This is a genomic window from Variovorax sp. W2I14, assembly GCF_050435205.1.
Taxonomy (GTDB): Bacteria; Pseudomonadota; Gammaproteobacteria; order Burkholderiales; family Burkholderiaceae_C; genus Variovorax; species Variovorax paradoxus_C.
Genome location: NZ_JBNDJX010000001.1, coordinates 4,445,742 through 4,465,000 on the forward strand (window position 1 = coordinate 4,445,742; position 19,259 = coordinate 4,465,000).

The 19,259-nt window shown below is 63.6% G+C and carries 16 protein-coding genes and 2 rRNA genes (1 of these 18 only partly in view); 12 read left to right on the forward strand and 6 right to left on the reverse strand.

The window, feature by feature from the left end; genetic code table 11:
* Window positions 1-60 precede the first annotated feature (60 nt).
* From QF040_RS20935 to QF040_RS20965, 7 genes are read left to right on the forward strand one after another with little or no spacing between them, the layout of a single operon-like run.
* Window positions 61-648, forward strand: a complete 588-nt coding sequence (locus QF040_RS20935) for an NAD(P)H-dependent oxidoreductase (protein ID WP_429612651.1) — start codon at window positions 61-63, stop codon at window positions 646-648.
* On the forward strand, window positions 645-1,916 hold the full coding sequence (locus QF040_RS20940; RefSeq protein WP_429612652.1) for an amidohydrolase family protein: 1,272 nt from the start codon (window positions 645-647) through the stop codon (window positions 1,914-1,916). Before QF040_RS20935 ends, QF040_RS20940 begins: the two co-directional genes overlap by 4 nt.
* A gap of 23 nt (window positions 1,917-1,939) precedes the next feature.
* The gene (locus QF040_RS20945; protein ID WP_176661549.1) at window positions 1,940-2,803 is read left to right on the forward strand and encodes a creatininase family protein; all 864 of its coding nucleotides are present in this window, start codon (window positions 1,940-1,942) and stop codon (window positions 2,801-2,803) included.
* A 58-nt stretch (window positions 2,804-2,861) separates the two neighbouring features.
* Window positions 2,862-3,848 (forward strand): ABC transporter substrate-binding protein, encoded by a 987-nt coding sequence (locus QF040_RS20950; protein ID WP_429612653.1) that lies wholly within the window; start codon window positions 2,862-2,864, stop codon window positions 3,846-3,848.
* A 13-nt stretch (window positions 3,849-3,861) separates the two neighbouring features.
* On the forward strand, window positions 3,862-4,692 hold the full coding sequence (locus QF040_RS20955) for an ABC transporter ATP-binding protein (RefSeq protein ID WP_429612654.1): 831 nt from the start codon (window positions 3,862-3,864) through the stop codon (window positions 4,690-4,692).
* Entirely contained in the window at window positions 4,689-5,492 is an 804-nt protein-coding gene (locus QF040_RS20960) for an ABC transporter permease (RefSeq protein ID WP_307645846.1), read from the forward strand. The genes QF040_RS20955 and QF040_RS20960 overlap by 4 nt, the downstream gene beginning before the upstream one ends.
* Window positions 5,493-5,518: 26 nt before the next feature.
* Window positions 5,519-6,883, forward strand: a complete 1,365-nt coding sequence (locus QF040_RS20965) for an FAD-binding oxidoreductase (protein WP_429612655.1) — start codon at window positions 5,519-5,521, stop codon at window positions 6,881-6,883.
* 7 nt (window positions 6,884-6,890) lie between these two features.
* Here QF040_RS20965 and lnt read toward each other — a convergent pair whose 3' ends face one another.
* From lnt to QF040_RS20985, 4 genes are all read right to left on the reverse strand, one after another.
* Window positions 6,891-8,462 carry an apolipoprotein N-acyltransferase gene (gene lnt, locus QF040_RS20970; protein ID WP_429612656.1) on the reverse strand — a complete coding sequence of 524 codons (1,572 nt, stop codon included), beginning with the start codon at window positions 8,460-8,462 and terminating at the stop codon, window positions 6,891-6,893.
* The gene (locus tag QF040_RS20975) at window positions 8,462-9,340 is read right to left on the reverse strand and encodes an HlyC/CorC family transporter (protein WP_013543777.1); all 879 of its coding nucleotides are present in this window, start codon (window positions 9,338-9,340) and stop codon (window positions 8,462-8,464) included. Before QF040_RS20975 ends, lnt begins: the two co-directional genes overlap by 1 nt.
* A 100-nt stretch (window positions 9,341-9,440) precedes the next feature.
* On the reverse strand, window positions 9,441-10,169 hold the full coding sequence (locus QF040_RS20980) for an N-acetyltransferase family protein (protein WP_429612657.1): 729 nt from the start codon (window positions 10,167-10,169) through the stop codon (window positions 9,441-9,443).
* A 109-nt stretch (window positions 10,170-10,278) separates the two neighbouring features.
* Entirely contained in the window at window positions 10,279-10,752 is a 474-nt protein-coding gene (locus tag QF040_RS20985; RefSeq protein WP_013543779.1) for an Lrp/AsnC family transcriptional regulator, read from the reverse strand.
* Between the two features lie 151 nt (window positions 10,753-10,903).
* Here QF040_RS20985 and hppD point away from each other — a divergent pair, with 151 nt between their 5' ends.
* The 5 genes from hppD to QF040_RS21010 all read left to right on the forward strand — a co-directional run bounded on the left by hppD (window position 10,904) and on the right by QF040_RS21010 (window position 16,506).
* Window positions 10,904-12,031, forward strand: coding sequence for a 4-hydroxyphenylpyruvate dioxygenase (gene hppD, locus QF040_RS20990; protein WP_429612658.1), 1,128 nt, complete (start codon window positions 10,904-10,906; stop codon window positions 12,029-12,031).
* Between the two features lie 37 nt (window positions 12,032-12,068).
* Window positions 12,069-12,878 (forward strand): transporter substrate-binding domain-containing protein, encoded by an 810-nt coding sequence (locus tag QF040_RS20995; RefSeq protein WP_429612659.1) that lies wholly within the window; start codon window positions 12,069-12,071, stop codon window positions 12,876-12,878.
* Window positions 12,879-12,902: 24 nt separating this feature from the next.
* Window positions 12,903-13,775, forward strand: a complete 873-nt coding sequence (gene phhA / locus QF040_RS21000; RefSeq protein WP_429612660.1) for a phenylalanine 4-monooxygenase — start codon at window positions 12,903-12,905, stop codon at window positions 13,773-13,775.
* A gap of 106 nt (window positions 13,776-13,881) precedes the next feature.
* Window positions 13,882-15,573, forward strand: a complete 1,692-nt coding sequence (locus tag QF040_RS21005) for an AMP-binding protein (protein ID WP_429612661.1) — start codon at window positions 13,882-13,884, stop codon at window positions 15,571-15,573.
* Entirely contained in the window at window positions 15,574-16,506 is a 933-nt protein-coding gene (locus QF040_RS21010; protein ID WP_429612662.1) for an MBL fold metallo-hydrolase, read from the forward strand.
* 118 nt (window positions 16,507-16,624) lie between these two features.
* On the opposite strand, the gene rrf is transcribed toward QF040_RS21010, so the two are convergent.
* Together rrf and QF040_RS21020 are read right to left on the reverse strand one after the other, a co-directional pair.
* Window positions 16,625-16,737 (reverse strand): 5S ribosomal RNA (gene rrf, locus QF040_RS21015).
* 145 nt (window positions 16,738-16,882) lie between these two features.
* Window positions 16,883-19,259, reverse strand: a 23S ribosomal RNA gene (locus QF040_RS21020) (it continues 497 nt past the right edge of the window).

Here is a 19,259-nt window from a genome sequence, read left to right on the forward strand (position 1 = left end):
GGACTGGCACGTCGCTTGCATAACCTGACCACTTGCTCTGATTAAGCGGTCAAACACACCATGCGCGTGCTCGTCGTCTACTGCCACCCGGTCGAAACCAGCTTCCATGCGGCCCTGCACCAGGAAGTGCTGAAGAACCTGCGCGCCGCCGGGCACGAGGTGGACGACTGCGACCTGTACGCCGAGGGCTTCAACCCGGTGCTCTCGCGCGAGGAGCGGCTCGGCTACCACGACGTGCCGGCCAACCAGCTGCCGCTCCAGCCGTATGTCGAGCGGCTGCAGTGGGCCGAGGGCATCGTGTTCTGCTTTCCGACCTGGTGCTTCGGGCTGCCGGCCATGCTCAAGGGCTACTTCGACCGGCTCTTCATGCCGGGCGTGGCCTTCGACATCAGCGATCCGGCGAACGTGAAGCCGATGCTCACGCACATCACGCGCATCAGCGCCGTGGTCACCTACGGCCGGCCGCGCTGGATGGCCTGGTACATGGGCGATCCGCCGCGCAAGATCGTCACGCGCTACATGAAGCGGCTCACCGGCCAACGCGCCAAGGTGGACTACCACGCTCACTACCACATGAACGTGGCGACCGAGCCCCAGCTCAAGCGCTTCATGGCGCGAGTGGGTCAAGCGATGGCGCGCTTCGCATGAACGCGCCCGTGCTGCTGGACAACGCGCGGCTGCCGCGCTGGCTGCTTCCGACGGATTGGCCGCAGCGCGACGGCGTTCCGGTGCTGGCATGCATCGCGCTCGACGCCGGGCGCGTGCAATCGGTGCGCCCCGCCGACGACGCCGTGCCCTCCCCCCAAAGCTGGGATCTCGCAGGCACCCTCGTGCTGCCCGGCTTCGTCGACGCCCACACGCACCTGGACAAGGCCTTCACGCTCCCGCGCATGAAAGATGTGCAGCCGGGCTTGCTCGGCGCCATCGACGCGATGCTCGCCGACCGCGTGCACTGGAGCCCCGCCGACGTGCGCGAGCGCGCCGAGCGCGGCCTGCAGTGGGCCTGGGAATGCGGCACCACGCATGTGCGCACGCACGTCGACTGGTGGGAGCCCGATGCGGTGCCGCTGGCCTGGCCGGTGCTGGCCGAGCTCGCAGAGGAATGGGCGGGCCGGGTGCATCTCGAGCAGGTGAGCCTCATCAAGCTGCCGCTCTTCGAAGACGCCGCGCAGGCGCTGCGCCTGGCGACACAGGTGAAGGCCACGGGGCCGCATGCGCTGCTCGGCGGCTTCGTGCATTCGACCAACTGGAGCGAGAACGCGCTGCGCAACCTGCTGACTGCGGCGCAGGCCTGCGACCTGGACATTGACCTGCATGTCGACGAGGAACTCAACGCCTCCGCGGTCGGCCTTGAGACCACCGCGCGCATCCTCCGCGAGATCGGCTTCGAGGGTCGCGTGGTCTGTGGCCACATCTGCGCGCTCGCGGTGCAGCCAGAGGCAGAGGCCCTCGCCACGCTCGATGCGGTGGCGCGCGCGCCGATCACCGTCGTCTCGCTGCCCGCGACCAACCTGCTGCTGCAGGACGCGGTCACGGGCCGCACGCCGCGGCTGCGCGGCATCACGCTCGTGAAGGAAATACGCGAGCGCGGCATTCCACTGCTGTTCGCGAGCGACAACGTGCAGGACCCGTTCTGCCGGCTCGGCAGCTTCGACCCGGTCGAGGCGCTGGGCACGGCCGCGCTGGTGGCGCAACTCGACGAACCCTTCGACAACTGGTCGCAGGCGCTGTGCCGCGGCGACTGGTTGCAACGCGCGCCCGCCACGACGGCGCCCACGCTGGTCGGTGCGAAAGCGGACCTCGTGCTCTTCACGCAGGCCGACCGCCACGGCTGGCCCTCGCGCACCGCCACCCGCGTGGTGCTGCGCGACGGCCATGTGACGCACGGCGACGCCACGCCCTTCTTCCCCAAGTAAGCAAAGAACACGCAAGGACTCCCATGCTCCACGGCTACATCCCGCCCCACCGCTTCCTGCCCTACCTGAGCTGGACCGAAATCGCGGCGCTGCCCGATCGCGAGAACACGGTCATCGTGCTGCCCTGCGGCGCCATCGAGCAGCACGGCCCGCACCTGCCGTGCTCGGTCGACAGCGTGATCGCCTCGGGCGTGATGGGCCGGGCGCTCGAGAAGCTGCCCGCCGAGGTGCGCGCCTTCGCGCTGCCCACCATCACCTACGGCAAGTCGGAAGAGCACCTGCACTTCCCCGGCACGATGACGCTGACCGGCACCACGCTGCTCTCGACCGTGACCGAGATCGGCGAGTCGGTCTACCGCGCGGGTTTTCGCAAGCTCCTGTTCGCCAACGGCCACGGCGGCCAGCCGCAGGTGCTGGAGATGGCGGCGCGCGAACTGCGGCTGCGGCACGGCGACTTCGTGGTGGTGCCGCATGGCGTGTCGCGCCTGCCGAACGCATCGAGCAAGCAGATCAGCGAACAGGAAAAGCGCCTGTCGATGCACGCCGGCCATTCAGAGACCGCGCTGATGCTCGCGCTCGCGCCCGACACGGTGCACATGGAGCGCGCGGCGGCCAACTTTCCGCCGCCCTTCCCGATCAAGCTGCTGTCGGCCGACGGCCGGCCCGCCTGCGCATGGACCGCGCGCGATTTCGGCCCGAGCGGCGTGATCGGCGACCCGACCAGCGCCACGCGCGAGCAGGGCATCGAGATCCTGGAGACGCTCTCCGACAGCTGGGTGCAGGCGCTGACCGAACTGCATGCACTGCGCTGGGTGGTGCGCGAAGAGCCCACCTGGGAGCGCGGCCACCAGCAGGGTTTCATCCAGCAATCGTTCGTGCCGGCCTGAGGCGCGCTCCTTGCATCGGCTTCATTCTTTTTCATCCAGCCTTCGAGAGGTCCCCACCATGCGTTCCTTCGCTCTTTCCCTGGCCGGCGCCGCCGCGCTGTCGCTCTTCGCCGCGGTCGCACCCGCACATGCACAAGACAAGTTCACCTACATGACCAACTGGTACGCGCAGGCCGAGCACGGCGGCTTCTACCAGGCGGTGGCGCAGGGCATCTACAAGAAGCACGGGCTGGACGTGACCATCAAGATGGGCGGCCCGCAGGTCAACATCACGCAGATGATGGCGGCCGGCCAGGCCGACTGCATCATGGGTTCGAGCGACATCCAGATGATGCAGGTGCGCGAAGGCGGCGTGCCGGTGGTCAACGTCGCGGCCTTCTTCCAGAAGGACCCGCAGGTGCTGATCGCGCACGACGACGTCAAGAAGTTCGAGGACCTGAAAGGCAAGACGCTCCTGATCGGCGCGCAGGCCAACCGCGGCTACTGGCCCTGGTTGAAGGCCAAGTTCGGCCTCGTGGACGAACAGACGCGCCCCTACACCTTCAACATCCAGCCCTTCGTGGCGGACAAGAACACCGCGCAGCAGGGCTACCTGACCTCCGAGCCCTACGCCATCCAGAAGGCCGGCGTGAAGAGCACGGTGCTGATGTTCAGCGACCACGGTTTCCCCGCTTACGCGACCACGGTGTCGTGCATGGAGAAGACGGTGAAAGAGCGCAGCAAGCAGGTCGCCGCGTTCGTGAAGGCCTCGGCCGAGGGCTGGAAGAGCTACCTCGCCGATCCGGCGCCCGCCAATGCGCTCATCAAGAAGGACAACCCCAACATGACCGACGAGCAGCTGGCCTACAGCGTGGCCAAGCTCAAGGAGATGGGCATGGTCACCGGCGGCGACGCGGCCAAGCTGGGCATCGGCGTGATGACCGATGCGCGCGCCAAGGCGAGCTACGACTTTCTCGTGAGCGCAAAGCTGCTGGACCCGACCAAGGTCGAGCTCGCGAAGACCTACACGACCGAGTTCGTGAAAGACGCCAAGGTCTTGCCCTGAACTTCCGCGCGCCATGAACCGCATCGAACCCCACACCCTCGCGCCACCGGTGGCGCCCGCCGTGCCCGCGGTGGAAGTGCTCTCGGCCGAGAAGACCTACCCCAACGGCACGCAGGCGCTGCTGCCGGTGGACCTGTCGATCGCCGAAGGCGAGTTCGTCACGCTGCTCGGGCCCTCGGGCTGCGGCAAAAGCACGCTGCTGAAGATGGTGGCGGGCATGCTGGAGCCGAGCGACGGGCGGCTTCTGGTGTGGCGCAAGCCCGTGAGCCAGCTGCACGACAGCGCGCGGCGCATGTCGTTCGTGTTCCAGTCGCCCACGCTGATGCCGTGGGCGAGTGTGCAGACCAACGTGCGGCTGCCGCTCGACCTGGCCGGTGTGCCTCGCAAGGAGGCCGATGCGCGGGTGATGGAATCGCTCGCGCTTGTGGGTCTCGAGAAATTCGCCGGTGCGCTGCCGCGCGCGTTGTCGGGCGGCATGCAGATGCGCGTGTCGATCGCGCGCGGGCTGGTCACGCAGCCCGACCTGCTGCTGATGGACGAGCCCTTCGGCGCGCTCGACGAGATCACGCGCCACAAGCTCGATGCCGACCTGCTCGAGCTCTGGCGCAAGAAGAAGCTCACGGTAATCTTCGTGACGCATTCGATCCACGAGGCGGTGTTCCTGTCGAGCCGCGTGGTGATGATGGCGGCGCGGCCGGGCCGCGTGGTGGAGCAGTTCCAGATCGACGAGCCCTATCCGCGCAGCGCCGATTTCATGGTGACGCCTGAATTCGCGAAGTATGCGAAGCGGCTGCAGGACAGCCTGCTGCGCGCAAGCCATGCCGACGAGGAGTACGCGCGATGAAGGGCACGCCTCTCTTGAACCAGCCGCGCGTGCAGCGCGTGCTGTACCCGGTGCTGATCGGCGTTGTGCTGGTGGCGCTGTGGCAATGGATGGTGGTGGCGATGGAGTTGCCGCCCTACCTCGTGCCATCGCCGTACCTCATGATGCAGACGCTCGTGACCGACTGGGCGCCGCTGGGCAACGCGCTGCTGGTCACACTCAAGATCACCGTGCTGTCGTTCGCATTGGCGACGGTGGCGGGCGTGCTGATCTCGTTCCTCTTCGTGCAGAGCAAGCGCATCGAGACTGCGCTCTTCCCGTACGCGGTGCTGCTGCAGGTGACGCCCATCGTCGCGGTGGCGCCGCTCATCATCATCTGGGTGAAGAACCCGGTGGCCGCGATGACGGTGTGTGCGGCGCTGGTGGCGCTGTTCCCGATCATCAGCAACACCACGCTGGGCCTGCGCAGCATCGACCCCGACCTGCAGAGCTACTTCAAGCTGAACCGCGCGACGCGCTGGCAGCAGCTCGTGCGGCTGCGCATTCCGAGCGCGCTACCTTATTTCTTCGGCGGGCTTCGCATCTCGAGCGGCCTCGCGCTGATCGGCGCGGTCGTGGCGGAATTCGTGGCCGGCACTGGCGGCTCGGGCGCGGGGCTGGCGTACCAGATCCTGCAGGCGGGTTTCCAGCTGAACATTCCGCGCATGTTCGCGGCCCTGTTGCTGATCTCGCTGACCGGCGTGGCGCTCTTCGTGCTGATGGCCTGGCTCACCAAGGTGGCGCTGGGTTCGTGGCATGCGAGCGAACTTTCCCAAGATTGAAATTGCTGACATTGACGACGACGACCATGAACGCTCCCGCTTCCTCCATCGAGCAACTGTTGCTCGAACTGCCCGACCTCGACTGGATCACCGACGAAGGGCGCGTCACGCGGCTCTCGCAGGACTTCTCGTGGTTCAGCCCGGTGCTGAACCGCCAACTGAAAGACAAGCGCGCCGACGTGGTCGTGCGGCCGCGCAGCGAAGACGAGATCCGCGCCGTGGTCGGTGCGTGCGCGCGCCGCGGCGTGCCGATCGTCATCCGCGGCAGCGGCACCGGCAACTACGGGCAGACCACGCCGCTCGCCGGTGGCGTGGTGCTCGACATGACGGGCTACAACGCCTGCCTCTGGGTGCAGCCCGGCGTGGCGCGCGCGCAGGCCGGCATCCGGCTCGGCGAACTGGAGAAGCAGACGAAGCCTTCGGGCCAGGAGATGCGCTGCGTGCCGTCGACCTACCGCAGCGCGACGCTCGGCGGCTTGTTCGGCGGCGGCTTCGGCGGCGTGGGCTCGATCAACTACGGGCCGCTGGGCTCGCCCGGCAACGTGCTCGGCATCCGCGCGATGACCATCGAAGCGGAGCCGCAGGTGGTCGAGCTGCGCGGCGCCGAGGCGATGCGCATGCACCATCTGTGGGGCACGAACGGTCTTGTGCTGGAACTGGAGATTGCGCTGGCACCCGCGCATCCGTGGCTCGAGACGCTGGTGACTTTCGACAGCTTCGAGAACGCGCTGCACTTTGCCGACAAGCTCGCGAACGGGCCGGGGATCGTGAAGCGGGAGATCGCTTTTTTTGCGGCCCCCATCTCCAACCACTTGGCGCAACTCGCGGCGCACCTGCCCAAGGGCTGCCACACGGTGCTGTCGCTCGTTGCTGAATCGTGCGAGCCGGCGCTGCTGCAACTGGCAGAAGCGCATGGCGGCACCGTGAGCTACCGCAAGACCGCAGCCGAGGTGCAGAAGAGCAATCGCACGCTGATGGAGTTCACCTGGAACCACACGACGCTGCATGCGCTCAAGGTCGACCCGACGCTGACCTACCTGCAGAGCGGGTTCATCCCCGGCAAGCATGTCGAGCAGATCATCGAGATGGAAAAACTGCTGGGCGGCGAGGTGATGATGCACATCGAGTTCATCCGCAACGTGGCGGGGCTCATGACGTGCAGCGGGCTTCAGCTCGTGCGCTTCAGCACCGAGGAGCGGCTCGCGGAAATCATCGACATCCACCGCGCGCACAACGTGCACATCAACAACCCGCACGTGAACATCGTGGAAGACGGCAAGGCGGGTGGGCCGCTGCCGGCCGAAGTGATCGCGGTGAAGCAGCGCTTCGATCCGATGGGCTTGCTGAACCCCGGCAAGCTGCGCGACTGGCCGGTGCAGCCAGCGGCCTGAAGCGGATTCAGCGCTGGCGGCGGTCCAGTGCGAACGCAATGCCGACGATGGCGAGCATCGCGATCCACAGCGGCCACAAGCCGAATGGCGCGACCCAGCGTGCATAGGGCGTGAGCCCGGTGCGGCCTTCGACCGTCGCTTCGAGCACGCCGCGCGTGAGCCGCGGCAATTGGTGCGTCACGCGACCTTCGGCGTCGATGACTACGGTGGCGCCGGTGTTCGTGGCGCGCACCATCGGCCGCGCGAATTCGAGCGAGCGCATGCGCGAGATGGAGAGGTGCTCGTCGATCGCCACCGAATCGCCGAACCAGGCGATGTTGCTCACGTTGAGCAGGATGGTCGGTGCGGTCGCCTCGTCGCGGAAGTTCGCGCCGATCTCGTCGCCGAACAAGTCTTCGTAGCAGATGTTCGGCGCGATGCGCTGGCCCTGCCAGACAAACGGCGCCTGCGCGAGGCCGCCGCGCTGGAAGTCGCCGAGCGGGATGTTCATCATCTGGATGAACCAGCGGAACCCCGGCGGAATGAATTCCCCGAAGGGCACGAGGTGGTGCTTGCTGTACTGGTACGGCTGCACGGCGCCGGGCTGGAAGCCGAGCACCGCGTTGCTGTAGCCAGCGCGGCCGCCCAGTGGCAGGCCAACGATGGCGGCCTGCGTGCCGCTGCTGTAGCGCGACTGGATCGCTTCGAGGTATCCGGCGGGCAGTTGCTGCGGCAGCAGGGGCACGGCAGTTTCGGGTGTGACGACGAGCGAGGCCTTGGCGTCGCGCAGTTGTTCGCCGTACCAGCGCAGGGCGGTTTCGATGCCGCCGCCGGGGATGAATTTCTCGTCCTGGGGGATGTTGCCTTGCAGGAGGGCGACCTGGAGGCCGCCGCTGCTTGCGCCGCGCAGTGACGGCGCGACGTGTGGGAAGCCGAACACGAGCGCGACCAGCGCGAGCCCCGCGAAGACGTCGGTTTTGCGAACCAGCGACCCCAGCACGAGGAGCGCCATCGCGAGCGCGGCAACGGCGCCGATGCCGTAAACGCCGATCCACGGTGCCCACGCAGCGAGCGGACCTTCCACATGCGCATAACCCCCGGCGCCCCACGGGAAGCCAGTGAACCAGCTGCCGCGCACGAGTTCGGCGAGCGTCCAAAGCGCGGCGAAGACCAGTGCACCGGTCACGCGCCCTTTCGGGCCGCGCACCACAAACCATGCGGCGGCCACGGCGTAATACAGCCCCAGCGCCGCCGCGAGCGCCAGCACGGCGATGGCCGCCAGCGGCGCCGGCAGCCCGCCGTAGGTGTGCATCGAAATGAAGAGCCACCAGAAGCTGCCGGTGAGCCAGGTCGTCGAGAAGAGCCAGGCGTGAAGCCCGGCGCGGCGCCAGCCGGCGCCCTCGGCGCGCAGGCTGCCGAGCAGCCAGACCAGCGCGCCCATCGAAAGAAGCTGCAGCCACCACAGCGGCTTTCCGCCGAGCGGCCAGGCGATCGAGAGTGCCTGTGCGAGGCCAGCCAACCCGAACCCGAACAGCCGAAGCCAGGCCATCACGGGAGAAGCAGGCGAGATGCGCGCCGTCGCCGCTGCGGGCAACGGCATCAGTCGGCCGCGTCGCCGCCGCGCGCTGGCGACACCTTGAACCAGCGCACCGCGCCGCCCTTGGTGTGCAGCACCACGAAGTCGAAGCCGCCCATCGCATGGTGCTCGCCGCGCTTGGGCACATGGCCCATCTCGTGCGCGATGAGGCCGCCGATGGTGTCGAAGTCTTCGCTCAGTTGCTCTTCGTCGAAGGTGATGCCGAAGGCCTCGGCCACGCGCTCGATGGGCGTGTCGCCCGAGACGCGGTAGGTGTGGTCGGCCAGGCCGAAGATGTCGCCCTCGTCCTCGGCGATGTCGAACTCGTCCTCGATCTCGCCGACGATCTGCTCGAGCACGTCCTCGATGGTGATGAGGCCGGCCACGCGGCCGAACTCGTCGATGACGATGGCCAGGTGGTTGCGGTTGCCGCGGAACTCGCGCAAGAGGTCGTTCAGGCCCTTGCTCTCGGGCACGAAGGTGGCCGGGCGCAGCAAGGCGCGAATGTTCAGGCCCGGCGCGCGCTGCAGCTTGAGCAGGTCCTTCGCGAGCAGGATGCCGATGATGTTTTCTTTTTCGCCCTCGTACACCGGAAAGCGCGAGTGCGCGGTGTCGATGATGAGGTGCAGCAGCGCATCGAAGGGCGCATCGATGTTCACCAAGTCCATGCGCGGCGCGGCAACCATGACGTCGCCGGCGGTCATGTCGGCCATGCGCAGCACGCCTTCGAGCATCACGCGCGACTCGGCGCCGATCACCTCGTTATCCTCGGCATCGGCCAGGGTTTCGATCAGCTCGTCGCGCGAGTCGGGACCGGGGTGGATGAATTCGGCAAGCTTCTGTAGGAAGCCGCGCTTGTCTTCCCGTTCTACGGGTGCGCGTTCAGGGTGAGGTTCGGCCACTGCGGGAGGGCGTAGTTGGGGAAGGGCAAGGATAACGGATTGCGTGTGACAGGCTCTACCGCCGAGGCGTCACAGGCCGTTTCACGGCCTGTGGGAACGCTCAAGGCGCCGATTTGCTGCGCGCGTCGCGCATGCCGCTACGCACTTCCTGCAGGCTCGCGAGAAAAGCCCAGAACTGCTTGGCGCGGCTCTTGAGCGCGAAGTCGACCGCCGCGTAATGCTCCAGCGAGATCTGGCTCATGCGGCTGTCGAAGGTGGCCTCCGGCAGTTGCAGATGTGCTTCGGCTTCGGCGCCGCTGCGCACCACGGTCGCGCCGGCGTTGCGGGCGATCTTGAGCATGGCGGCGTTTTCGCTCAGCGCATGGATGAAGAGCATGCCCACGCCTTCGTTGCGGGCAACGACCACCGCGCGCTCGAAGAGGCGGGCGCCATAGCCACGTCCGCGTGCGTGCGCGGAGACCGAAACGCCGAACTCGGCGCAGTCGCTGTGCTGGTCGCCGGGCGCGAACGCCAGGTGCGACATCGCGATCAGCTCGAGGCGGCGGTTGTAGATGCCGAACAGCTCGTCGCGCTCGAAATCGAGGCTGTCGACATAGCGCTGGACCTGCTCGTCGGCCGCGGCGTAGCCGAAGCGCAGGTATCGGTCGTGGGGGGTGAGCGCCAGCAGATGCTGCGCGATGCGCTCCCGCTCGCGGGGACCGATCGAGCGGATCGGCACCATGACGGGCTGGGGCGAGGAGACAGCGCGTGGCTGGGTCTCAACCATCGGCGCTTTCAGGAAAGAGCCGAGGCCTAGAGACGCTTTGAGGAGGGTCTTGGCGGTAAGCATGGCTCGAATGTAAGGGTTTTCCCTTAATCAACAAGCCGCAAGGGGCACTTCCAAGACACATTCGTGACCCATTACCAGAACGCGTGGCGCCCGAGCAACCACTTCGAGGTCAAACGGGGACGGCTGTTGTGGCTTTGACACGGTCCAGCACGAAGCTGGTCTTGCAGTCCTCGACGCTCGGGTGCTTGAGCAGGGTGTCCATGATGAAGCGGCTGTAGTGCGCCATGTCGGCCACCACGACGCGCAGCAGGTAGTCCATGTCGCCCGTGAGGGCCGCGCATTCGACCACCTCGGGCCAGGTCTGGACGCTGGCGCGGAAGAGGTCCATCGGGTTGCGCTTGTGGGTCTCGGTGTGCTTTTCGAGCCGCACATTGAGGTAGGCCGTGAGGCCCAGGCCGATCACCTCGGGTCGCACGAGGGCGACGTAGCGGTCGATCACCTTGCTTTCTTCCAGGCGCTTGACCCGCCGCAGCACGGCGCTGGGCGACAGGCTGACCTGCTCGGCGAGCTGGTCGTAGGTGGCGCGCCCGTCTGCTTGCAGCGTGCGCAGAATGAGCCGATCAATCTTGTCGAGTGCTTCCATGCGGCTATTTTTGCAGTTTTACTGCGCATCTGCCACCCAACGCGCCCAACAACGCTGAAAACTTGAGCGGCATCCAACCTACATTGCAGCACTGGCGTTTTTCGCCTATCTCTTACCTATCGATCGATCCCCCACTTTCTGGAGACCGCACATGAGCCAAGCCGACGCACCCGCCTTCACGCCCTGGGAGAACCCCATGGGCACCGACGGCTTCGAATTCATCGAGTACGCGGCGCCGGACCCGGTTGCCATGGGCAAGGTGTTCGAGCGCATGGGCTTCACGGCCATTGCCAAGCACCGCCACAAGAATGTGCTGCTGTACCGCCAGGGCGATATCAACTTCATCCTGAATGCCGAGCCCGATTCGTTCGCGCAGCGCTTTGCGCGCGAGCACGGTCCGAGCGTCTGCGCCATCGCCTTCCGCGTGCAGGACGCCAAGCAGGCCTACGAGCGCGCCACCTCGCTGGGCGCCTGGGGCTTTGCCGACAAGGCCGGTCCGGGCGAATTGAACATCCCCGCCATCAAGGGCGTGGGCGACAGCCTGATCTACCTGGTGGACCGCTGGCCCGGCAAGAACGGCGCCAAGCCAGGCGACATCGGCAACATCGGCTTCTATGACGTCGACTTCGAACCGCTGCCGGGCGTGTCCTCGCAGGACGGCTTGGCCACCAAGGGCAACGGCCTCACCTACGTCGACCACCTGACGCACAACGTGTACCGCGGCCGCATGGACGTTTGGGCCAACTTCTACGAGAAGCTCTTCAACTTCCGCGAAGTGAAGTACTTCGACATCGAAGGCCAGGTGACGGGCGTGAAGAGCAAGGCCATGACCAGCCCCTGCGGCAAGATCCGCATCCCGATCAACGAAGAGGGCAAGGAGCAGGCTGGCCAGATCCAGGAGTACCTGGACATGTACAAGGGCGAGGGCATCCAGCACATCGCGATGGGCTCGGACAACCTGTACGACACCGTCGATGCGATGCGCGCCAAGGGCGTCGTGCTGCTCGACACCATCGACACGTACTACGAACTGGTCGACAAGCGCATTCCGGAGCACGGCGAGAGCGTGGCCGAATTGAAGAAGCGAAAGATCCTGATCGACGGCAAGAAGGACGCGCTGCTGCTGCAGATCTTCAGCGAGAACCAGCTGGGTCCGATCTTCTTCGAGTTCATCCAGCGCAAGGGCGACGACGGCTTCGGCAACGGCAACTTCAAGGCGCTGTTCGAGAGCATCGAGCTCGACCAGATGCGCCGCGGCGTGCTGACCGCCGCAAAATAAGGGCCCTTTCAACCGGCCTTATTGCCCAGGAGTCCGCATGCGCAGCAGCACGTCTTCGTCGATAGCTTTGACCTTCATCGCGGCGGCTGCCGCCGTTCTCTCGGGTTGCGCGATGGCGCCGGCGGCAACGACGCCGGCGGCCGCCTCGCACCTGGATACAGTGCAGAAGGCCGCGGTGCTGCGCATCTGCACCCCGGGCGACTACAAGCCCTTCAGCTTCCAGAAGACCGATGCCTCGTTCGAAGGCATCGACGTCGACCTGATGACCGGCTTCAGTGCGAGCCTCGGCGCCAAGCCCGAGTGGGTCAAGACCACCTGGGCCAACCTGCTGCCCGACCTGGCTGCGGGCAAGTGCGACATCGCGGTAGGCGGCGTGTCGGTCACCACCGACCGCCAGAAGCGCGCCTTCTTCAGCGCGCCCTACATGGTCAACGGCAAGACGCCGATCGCACGCTGCGCCGACGTGGCCAAGTACCAGAGCGTCGCGGCCATCGACCAGCCTTCGACGCGCGTCATCTTCAATCCGGGCGGCAGCAACGAACGCTTCGCCCGCACCAAGTTCAAGCAAGCCAAGCTCACGTTGCACGGCGAGAACGTGACGATCTTCGACGAGATCCTCGCCAACCGCGCCGACGTGTTCGTGACCGAAGCGGCCGAGGCCATCACGCAGCAGAAGCTCAAGCCGGGCCTGTGCGCAGTGAACCCCGACAAGCCGCTGCAGTACGGCGAAATGGCCTGGATGCTGCCGCGCGACGACGTGGCCTTCAAGTCGTACGTCGACCAGTGGCTGCACCTGCAGCAGGCCGGCGGCGACTTCCAGCGCACGATGGACCGCTGGCTCAAATAACCCGAGAGAGAAACAAGATTCCCCATGGATTCCCCTGCCGCCGCCGTCATTCCCGCCGTCTACGGCGCATCCGATCGCCCGCCGCGCGGCGACTATTCGCGCGGCGGCTCGGTGCAAGCCGACTACACCTGCCCGCAGGATTGGGCCAGCTACACGGCGGCCGACCACGACACCTACCGGCGGCTCTACGAACGGCAGGCTGCGCAGTTGCCGGGCCTGGCCTGCGATGCGTTCATCAACGCGCTGCCGTCGCTGGGCGTGAAGGACCGCATCCCGCACTTCGATGAAATCAACGAGCGGCTGCACAAGGCCACGGGCTGGGAAATCGTCGCGGTGCCGGGGCTGATTCCGGAGCTGCCCTTCTTCACGCTGCTCGCGAACCGCAGGTTCCCGGTGACCGACTGGATCCGCAAGCCCGAGGAGTTCAACTACATCGTCGAGCCCGATGTGTTTCATGATCTCTTCGGCCACGTGCCGATGCTCTTCGACCCGACCTTCGCCGACTACGTGCAGCGCTACGGCGCGGGCGGCATCAAGGCGCACGAACTGGGTGCGGGCGAGAAGCTCTCGCGGCTGTACTGGTACACGGTGGAGTTCGGCCTGATTCGCCAGCCCGACGGCCTGCGCGCCTATGGCGCGGGCATCCTCAGCTCGGTGGGCGAGCTCCAGCACGCGGTGCTCAGCGACGAGCCGCGCCGGCTGCCACTCGATCTGCTGCGCGCCATGCGCACGCGCTACAAGATCGACACCTACCAGAGCAACTACTTCGTGATCGAAGACTTCGCGCAGCTCTTCGATCTCACGGCGCCGGACTTCACCCCGATCTACGAAGCGCTCGCGATCGAGGCCGACATCGAGCCTGGCGTGCTGCTGCCAGGAGAAACAGGCAAGGCTTGATCGTGACCGATCTATCGCCTGCGTGACATCGTTCGCAGGAACCTAGGACAAGCCCGCTGGTGGCTGGGAGCACCTCGCTCCCACAATCCGCGCCAAAGGAGCTTGCATGCAGACATCCGCGCGACAAAACTATCCAGCCGGCGTGCCCGAGGAAATCAACCCCGAGCAATACCGGTCACTGCCCCACATGTTCGAGGAGGCGTTCGGTCGCTACAAGGACCGGCCGTTCTCGGTCTGCATGGAGCGCTGGATGACCTACGGCGAGCTCGATGTGCTGTCGAAGGCGCTGGGCGCCTGGCTGCAGTCGAAGGGGCTCGAGCCGGGTGCGCGCGTGGCGATCATGCTGCCCAACATTCCGCAGTTCGCCGTCACGATGTTCGGCGTGCTGCGTGCGGGCTACACCTGCGTGAACGTCAATCCGCTTTACACGGCGCGCGAACTGGAGCATCAGCTCAAGGACTCGGGCGCGACGGCGATCGTGATTCTCGAGAACTTTGCATCGACGCTTGAGCAGGTGATCGAGCGCACGCCGGTCAAGCATGTCGTCATGACGTCGATGGGCGACCTGCTCGGCGGCCTCTATGGCGCGTGGATCACGATCGCCGTGCGTCACCTGGCCAAGATGGTGCCGCCATACAAGCTCCCGCTGAGCGACGGACGCACGGTCACGCCGTTCACGCAAGCCATCTCCGAGGGACGCGGCCGCACGCTGGCAGCCGACCAGAGCACGCTCGATTCGATCGCCTTCCTGCAGTACACCGGCGGCACGACCGGCCTGTCGAAGGGCGCGGTGCTGACGCATCGCAACATCGTCGCTGCGACGTTGCAGGCCGAGGCCTGGTTCACGCCAGCACTGGCGCGCGCCGGTGATCTCGCGAAGGTCAACAGCATCGCTGCGCTGCCGCTGTATCACATCTTCGCGCTGACGCTGTGCCTGCTGGTGATCCGCCAAGGCTCGCACATGACGCTGATTCCGAACCCGCGCGACTTCGACAAGTTCATCGCGGTGCTGAAGAAGCGGCCGTTCCACATGCTGCCGGCTGTGAACACGCTGTTCAATGCGCTCCTGATGCATCCGCAGTTCAAGACGATCGATTTTTCGACGCTTTTTGTCTCGCAGGCCGGGGGCATGGCCGCGTCTGAAGGCACGGCGCGCAAGTGGTTCGAGGCGACCGGCTGCCCGATGATCGAAGGCTGGGGGATGAGCGAGACCTGCGCGATCGGCACCAACAACCCAGTGTCGAACACCAAGTTCACCGGCACCATCGGGTTGCCGTTGCCGAGCATCGAGATCGCGATCAAGGACGACGAGGGCAACTCGGTACCGGTCGGGCAGTCGGGCGAACTCTGTATCAAGGGCCCCAATGTGATGACGGGCTACTACAACCAACCCGCCGAGACCGCAGCCGCGTTCACCGCAGATGGCTTCATGCGGACGGGCGATATCGCCGTGATGCAGGAAGATGGTTACAGCCGCATCGTCGACCGCAAGAAGGACATGATCCTGGTGAGCGGCTTCAACGTGTTCCCGAACGAGTTGGAGAATGTGATTTCGCTGTGCCCGGGTGTCGTCGAATGTGCGGCGGTGGGCGTACCCGACGAGAAGCAGGGCGAGGCGATCAAGGTTTTCGTGGTGCGCAGGGACCCGAATCTGACCGAGGACGCGGTGCTGCAGTACTGCAACGGGCAACTCACGGGCTACAAGCGGCCGAAGCACATCGAGTTCCGCGATTCCTTGCCGAAGACCAATGTGGGGAAGATCCTGCGGCGCGAGCTTCGCACCAGCGCGAGCGCCTGAATGAGCAATCCCGCGGCGAGCGCTGGCTTGCCGGCGAATGTCGTCGTGTTCGAGCGCGGGTGGCTGTCGTCGAACAACATCCTGTTTGTCGGGGAGGACGAGACCGCGTTGGTCGACACCGGCTATGCCACGCATGCCGAGCAGACGTTGGCCCTGGTCGAGTCGGCGCTGGGCTCCCGGCCGCTGGACCGCGTGCTGAATACGCACTTGCACAGCGACCATTGCGGCGGGAACGCCGCGCTGCAACTGCGCTATCCAGCAGTTCGAACAGATATTCCCCCGGGGGAAGCAGCGTTGGTGAAGCGGTGGGACGAGCGCGGCCTGAGTTTTCTTGCAACGGGGCAGACTTGCCCTCGTTTTCGGTTCACAGGGTTACTGCAACCCGGAACGGAATGCCTGCTTGGCGACCGCGCATGGGAAGTTCACAGTGCGCCTGGCCATGATCCCCATTCGATCATCCTGTTCGATCCGGCTTCGCGCACGTTGATCTCCGCGGATGCGCTGTGGGAGAACGGTTTTGGCATCGCATTTCCCGAACTGGCCGGGGAGCCGTCTTTCGGCGAAATCGCCGCGACCTTGGACTGCATCGGGAAATTGGCACCGCTGCAGGTGATTCCTGGACATGGCCGTGTGTTCAATGACGTCGACAGCGCGTTGTCCACCGCACGCCGCCGGCTCAACGGGCTGCAACGCGATCCGGTGAAGCACGCCCGGCATGCCATCAAGGTGCTGATGAAGTTCAAGCTGCTGGAAATGCAGTACATCGCTCTCGAGGACTGGTCGGCGTGGCTGCGAGGTACGCCGTACCTGGAGGCCATTCGTCTTCGCTTCTTTGCAGATGAAGAGCTGAATCAATTGACCGAGGATATCTTGGCCGAGTTGATTGGCGCAGGTGCTGCCGAGAGGGATGCTCTGGGTATTCGCAATACCTGAATCCGGTTGCTTCAAAGGCGCGTCATTCAGGCTTGGCGCGCTTTTTATCTCTCAAACTCCGAATCCTCAAAGCAAAAAACCCCAGTCATTGCTGACTGGGGTTTTCTGGGCTGTAAGAGCCTGACGATGACCTACTTTCACACGGGAACCCGCACTATCATCGGCGCTGAGTCGTTTCACTGTCCTGTTCGGGATGGGAAGGAGTGGTACCAACTCGCTATGGTCATCAGGCATAAAGGGTTGTTCATTTGATCACGCGATCAAACAAACGAATTCATAGAGTTTGGAATCAGCGCGCAATTGTCTTGCGCTGGCTTGAATATATTTTGAATGCGTCAACTTGGCATAACACCTTGATCTGATTGATCAAAGTTATAGGGTCAAGCCGCACGAGCAATTAGTATCAGTTAGCTTAACGCATTACTGCGCTTCCACACCTGACCTATCAACGTCCTGGTCTTGAACGACTCTTTAGGGGGCTCAAGGCCCCGGCAGATCTCATCTTGAAACGAGTTTCCCGCTTAGATGCTTTCAGCGGTTATCTCTTCCACACTTAGCTACTCGGCAATGCCACTGGCGTGACAACCGATACACCAGAGGTGTGTCCACTCCGGTCCTCTCGTACTAGGAGCAGGCTTCCTCAAATCTGCAGCGCCCACGGAAGATAGGGACCAAACTGTCTCACGACGTTTTAAACCCAGCTCACGTACCTCTTTAAATGGCGAACAGCCATACCCTTGGGACCGGCTACAGCCCCAGGATGAGATGAGCCGACATCGAGGTGCCAAACACCGCCGTCGATATGAACTCTTGGGCGGTATCAGCCTGTTATCCCCAGAGTACCTTTTATCCGTTGAGCGATGGCCCTTCCATACAGAACCACCGGATCACTATGTCCTGCTTTCGCATCTGCTCGACTTGTCAGTCTCGCAGTTAAGCACGCTTATGCCATTGCACTATCGTCACGATGTCCGACCGTAACTAGCGTACCTTCGAACTCCTCCGTTACGCTTTGGGAGGAGACCGCCCCAGTCAAACTGCCTACCATGCACTGTCCCCGATCCAGATAATGGACCTAGGTTAGAACCTCAAACACACCAGGGTGGTATTTCAACGTTGGCTCCACAAGATCTAGCGACCCTGCTTCAAAGCCTCCCACCTATCCTACACAGATCTGTTCAAAGTCCAATACAAAGCTACAGTAAAGGTTCATGGGGTCTTTCCGTCTTTCCGCGGGGAGATTGCATCATCACAAACATTTCAACTTCGCTGAGTCTCAGGAGGAGACAGTGTGGCCATCGTTACGCCATTCGTGCAGGTCGGAACTTACCCGACAAGGAATTTCGCTACCTTAGGACCGTTATAGTTACGGCCGCCGTTTACTGGGACTTCAATCAAGAGCTTGCACCCCATCATTTAATCTTCCAGCACCGGGCAGGCGTCACACCCTATACGTCCACTTTCGTGTTTGCAGAGTGCTGTGTTTTTAATAAACAGTCGCAGCCACCGATTTTTTGCAACCCATTCATGCTTCGTTGTTCACTACACACTAATAGGGCACACCTTCTTCCGAAGTTACGGTGTCAATTTGCCGAGTTCCTTCTCCTGAGTTCTCTCAAGCGCCTTAGAATACTCATCTCGCGCACCAGTGTCGGTTTGCGGTACGGTCGTATATAGCTGAAGCTTAGTGGCTTTTCCTGGAACCTCGTTCAGTCACTTCACGGACAAGTCCGCTCGATCGTTGGCCTCGGTATATGTGCACCGGATTTGCCTAATGCACGCCTACATCCAACTAAACCAGAATAATCCAATAACTGGATGACCTATTAAGATCCGTCCCCACATCGCACTATATAACGGTACAGGAATATTGACCTGTTTCCCATCAGCTACGCATCTCTGCCTCGCCTTAGGGGCCGACTCACTCTACGCCGATGAACGTTGCGTAGAAAACCTTGCGCTTACGGCGAGGGGGCTTTTCACCCCCTTTAACGCTACTCATGTCAGCATTCGCACTTCTGATACCTCCAGCACGCTTTACAACGCACCTTCACAGGCTTACAGAACGCTCTCCTACCACTTGCAATAAATTGCAAATCCGCAGCTTCGGTAACTGGCTTAGCCCCGTTACATCTTCCGCGCAGGACGACTCGATCAGTGAGCTATTACGCTTTCTTTAAATGATGGCTGCTTCTAAGCCAACATCCTGACTGTTTTAGCCTTCCCACTTCGTTTCCCACTTAGCCAATTTTAGGGACCTTAGCTGGCGGTCTGGGTTGTTTCCCTCTTGAGTCCGGACGTTAGCACCCGGTGCTCTGTCTCCCAAGCTGTACTCATCGGTATTCGGAGTTTGCCTTGGTTTGGTAAGTCGCCATGACCCCCTAGCCAAAACAGTGCTCTACCCCCGATGGTAATACTTGAGGCACTACCTAAATAGTTTTCGGAGAGAACCAGCTATTTCCAAGTTTGTTTAGCCTTTCACCCCTATCCACAGCTCATCCGCTAGTTTTGCAACACTAGTCGGTTCGGACCTCCAGTACCTGTTACGGCACCTTCATCCTGGCCATGGATAGATCACTTGGTTTCGGGTCTACACCCAGCGACTGATCGCCCTATTCGGACTCGATTTCTCTACGGCTTCCCTATTCGGTTAACCTTGCCACTGAATGTAAGTCGCTGACCCATTATACAAAAGGTACGCAGTCACCCCTTACGAGGCTCCTACTTTTTGTAAGCACGCGGTTTCAGGATCT